The sequence below is a fragment of the Thiocapsa imhoffii genome, from assembly GCF_016583985.1.
GTDB lineage: Bacteria > Pseudomonadota > Gammaproteobacteria > Chromatiales > Chromatiaceae > Thiocapsa > Thiocapsa imhoffii.
This window is the reverse complement of sequence record NZ_NRSD01000055.1, coordinates 1-4,277: the sequence shown is the minus strand read 5'-3', so window position 1 is coordinate 4,277 and position 4,277 is coordinate 1. Positions and strand designations below refer to the sequence as shown.

The window sequence follows — 4,277 nt, the reverse complement described above, 5'->3', positions numbered from 1 at the left end:
GAAGTTCGATCTCATTACCCAAACCATAAGCATGATGAATCGGCTTGCCACAACGGTGACACTGCGTTCCTTCTAGGGTACTATGAACGTCAATTCTCAACGTTTTACGTTCACCTAAAACCACCCGTTCAATTGCGAGGTCAGGAAGATTTAAAAGGGCCTGAATCGTATCATTATCGAAAGTCATCATCAAAAGCGCTCGAATGACATTTTAGCGGAGCACCGCCATCAAGTAACTGATTTATATGATAACATGACCCCCTGAGATCCGGGAGAGCCTGAAAAGAGCTATTTTTCCCTATTCTCTTTTTCTGAGCATTGGTGACCGTTTAAACAAATAAATGCACGATCGACAAACCCCTGATGTGGTAGTGTTTGATGTATGCTTTCATATCATCGATGTTTAATTGCATGTGTGCGTACGTGTTCATTGAGTGTAGACTGCGAGCAGGCATGCTATTTTATAAATAATAATAGCTGCTCCACAATTAGTATTAAGCCTGCCCGAGACTCTAATAGGGTTTAGAGGGGGATGCTATTCCAGTCACTACAAAGATACTATATTTTGATCAAATTGTAAAGCCTAGAGAATCGAATCCGTAAAAGCAACGGACGTCATCAACTCAAAGGGGAATCCAAATGGCTACTAGTACAGTCTCTAAGGCCTGTATTAGCAGCCCTCTCTGAATTCTATTTTAATTGCGATAGGAATCTATGTACAAGGTACAACTTTATTGTTCCTGAGCATTTGGCTCTTCCTTATATGTAAAAACCTCTTTCCCAACCAGCAAGTTGAGATCCGATGGATAATTATCATATCCTCTACGGATCTGAACCGTGTTATGAATGTAAACCTTTTCGGGAACGAGCATTGCTAGAAGCCCTAGTCCACCGCCGCATCTCAGATCAAGAGCTCTTACTTCAATTTTACTTTTTGGTAGTGTACTACTGCTTTCAAAAATTCTTGCGGATCTCTCTCCCTCAAGAATGTATTGGATGCCGAGGTGAGAGTACTCCTCCAAATATCTTAACCGGGATTCAAATAGACCTTCATACAATTCAATTCCTACCCCCTTTTTCGCCAATGTTGCTAGAAGAGGCTGCCAATCGCTGCATACTTTAGGATAAGGACCAGTTTCAAATTTTAGATTGGTATTAGACATGAAATCCGATGGATCAGACTCCAATACCATCCTGTCATCGTCTTCATTGATCCTTATATTCATCATGCTTAGCAATTCATAAAAGGGCTTCATCTGTAATGGCTTGCAGTACAAAATATCAATTTTTTTCTCTAATAACAGCGCCCCGATGATCATAGTTACAACATGATTCCTGTCATCCATCACCGTAAAGTTAATTTCTCGATCTAGATTTAAATCTCTGGCATCCAAATCGAGAACATTGTAGGCGCTGTCCCACTCTATTTTTGCCCCAGCCTCGTCCATCATTTCAAGAAGGTCAAGAATTTCCGGTTCTATGGATGGATTCTCAATAATTATCTTGATCTGCCGTTCAAGGGCGCAAGAAATGGCAATATTGGTTGAAGAAAATGATCTATTTCGAATTTTAATGTTTTCAGGGGCTTTCGTAACTGTTCTTCTAGTAAGATACAGCCTGTCTCCTTTATTCTCGAATTCGATTCCGAATTTACTCATTATTTCCAGATACCAACTGATATCCCGTTTACCGATCGGACACCCTCCAGGAACATAAAGACTTGTATTTTCCTTGCTAATCAGAGGGAACAGGTTGACCAGCGAACGGGAGTGGTTATATATCCTGCTATCAGTAGTTAGGTTTTGCCTCGATTCACCATATCCGTCGTATGTCAAGGTGTGAGTCTTGTTGTCGTATGTGACTTCATAACCAAACAATCGCATGAACTCCACCTGCAGATGAACATCCAAAATATCAGGGACGTTGGTCAGCGTCCCGTTCCTGAATAACAGGAACGAAGGGAAAATCCGAGAAAATGCGTGTTTTGATCCCTGAGCACGGCATTGAATTTTTCCTCCATATACAGGAGTGTGTCTCTCTTTGATCAGGGTTTCCATTGCGAATAACCTATGTTGGTTTTGATGATATATTCTTAGGAGCTATAGTTTACGGTATTACACCGTTGGATTTTTTATGATTAAAACAGCTCCGAAATAGCGAACAAAACAGGAATTCTGTTTATGTTTCTTCTAATTTTTAATCGACCGGAACCCGCCTTCTTGAGGTGTGCCCGATTTTAAGAATTACGTTCAGCCAAATTTAGATGACTCGACTCGTCTTGATGAAAGCTGAATAACACTGCCCCAATCGCATGCAACATAGGCGTAGCTGAGGTCTAGTCCACGCTCCCGCGGATCGCTCTATTCTCCTTAGAAACCGCCTACGATGGCGGCTCCATCCGACTATACCGATGGACATCACCCGATGTGCTGTTGTTCATGACCTGGTGTCGCCGCTTATCATTGTCGATAGCGAAAGACTCGGTCAGCCCAGTCAACAGCTCCGCCAAGCTTTGCGTCGCCCTTGGGATCAATGTCCTCATAATTGGCGCTTCGTGAGAAGATCTCGACAAACATGTTGCCATCAACGTCTATGCTGATGGCTATCCCGGTCGCATCCAGTACCGGCGTGAACGCCATGCTGGTGAGCCTCACATTCCTGGTCGCTGTTTATGTTGTCGGGTTGATTTAACAACACGTCATGCCTCATACAGGTAATCGTTGCAGAAGTCTGAATCAAGGGTGCTTACAACCGCCAGGCCACCACCCGACGCAAGCACCATTGCAAGTACCTTTGGATGATGGCGACCAGAACCGCGAAGCCATCGGCCGGACGCACATCATTCATGTCCGTACTTCAGACGTGATTCTGGACGCGTGATAGCCTGTCGCGTAACAGATACGGATCAAACCATGTGCTCGGGATGAAGCTTGCCGGTGTGGGGACCCGGCACCATGCTGGCCAAGCCAAACACGCATATCAACCGCTGTACCAACTGACGACTGATCTCAACGCCTAACGCACACACTATCATGACCGTGCGCCGATTCCCGTAGAACGTCCTGATAGTCTACTCGGCATTGATCAAACCAAGCAACGTGCCGTCCATCTCTTTGAAGACATCACTGGTGGTACGGGCGCACAGCCACGAGCGTGTCAGCCACGCCTAAGCGCAGTGGCACTCCACCAAACAGCCCGAGCGCATCGTCTCGGGCCACCATGTCGATCCGGCCACGATGCTTGCTCATTGGCTCACACCGAATTTTTTCAGTCAGTCCAGTTCCATGTTGCAATTGACTAATTCCCTGTACAGCCGCTCGGCAGATACCTATCGTCACCCTCGTTGCCTCCATGCTTAATCTCGAAAAGTGCCTAGCCCTGCTCGATAGTCGCCCGCTTCCACTGACCGATTTTGACCTGATGCCGACCATACACTTGCACAATCTCGTTAGTCATCTTGACTTCACAGATCGCATCAAGGGCCATCTTCGGCTTCAACGAGAGGTAAAGGACTTTAGGTTCCTCTCTGGCATCTCGATTAGGCGTCTTAACAGCAAAGCAATTAAGTTCAACTTAGCCCATTTTTCTGGTCCAATATACATATCTCGAATCTGAACAGACTATAATATCAAATAGATTTGTTAGGGGCTCTCCCGGATCTCAGGGGGTCATGTTATCATATAAATCAGTTACTTGATGGCGGTGCTCCGCTAAAATGTCATTCGAGCGCTTTTGATGATGACTTTCGATAATGATACGATTCAGGCCCTTTTAAATCTTCCTGACCTCGCAATTGAACGGGTGGTTTTAGGTGAACGTAAAACGTTGAGAATTGACGTTCATAGTACCCTAGAAGGAACGCAGTGTCACCGTTGTGGCAAGCCGATTCATCATGCTTATGGTTTGGGTAATGAGATCGAACTTCGACATTTGCCGCTACTCGAATACCGAGTGCTGTTGATCTGACGTCCTAAGCGCTATCAATGTCGCTCCTGCGAAGGGCATCCAACGACAAGTCAAACCCTGTCATGGTATACGCCACGTGCCTCAGTCACAAAAGCTTTCGAGCAACAGATGCTTTTGGAATTGATCAACAGCACGCTTGAAGATGTGAGCCGGAAACAGGCTATTGGCGTTGATGCGTTACAATGCATCCTTGATCGTCAGATCAGTGCCACCATCGATTGGAATCCAATACAAAATCTCGAAGTGGTCGGGATCGATGAGATTGCACTGAAGAAAGGACATCGCGATTTTGTTGTTGTGGTCAGTGCCTA

The 4,277-nt window shown here is 45.3% G+C and carries 3 protein-coding genes and 2 pseudogenes; 2 read left to right on the top strand and 3 right to left on the bottom strand.

What is annotated here, in order from left to right:
- From CKO25_RS20415 to CKO25_RS20405, 3 genes and pseudogenes are all read right to left on the bottom strand, one after another.
- Window positions 1–190: pseudogene (locus tag CKO25_RS20415) on the bottom strand (hypothetical protein); the annotation flags it as partial.
- Window positions 191–731: 541 nt separating this feature from the next.
- Window positions 732–2,057 (bottom strand): carboxyvinyltransferase, encoded by a 1,326-nt coding sequence (locus CKO25_RS20410; protein WP_200389786.1) that lies wholly within the window; start codon window positions 2,055–2,057, stop codon window positions 732–734.
- A gap of 402 nt (window positions 2,058–2,459) precedes the next feature.
- Window positions 2,460–2,639, bottom strand: coding sequence for a hypothetical protein (locus tag CKO25_RS20405; RefSeq protein WP_200389785.1), 180 nt, complete (start codon window positions 2,637–2,639; stop codon window positions 2,460–2,462).
- Between the two features lie 1,096 nt (window positions 2,640–3,735).
- On the opposite strand from CKO25_RS20405, the gene CKO25_RS20400 reads away from it, so the two are divergent.
- Together CKO25_RS20400 and CKO25_RS20395 are read left to right on the top strand one after the other, a co-directional pair.
- On the top strand, window positions 3,736–3,966 hold the full coding sequence (locus CKO25_RS20400; protein ID WP_200387302.1) for a hypothetical protein: 231 nt from the start codon (window positions 3,736–3,738) through the stop codon (window positions 3,964–3,966).
- A 108-nt stretch (window positions 3,967–4,074) separates the two neighbouring features.
- A pseudogene (locus CKO25_RS20395) lies at window positions 4,075–4,277 on the top strand (ISL3 family transposase); the annotation flags it as partial.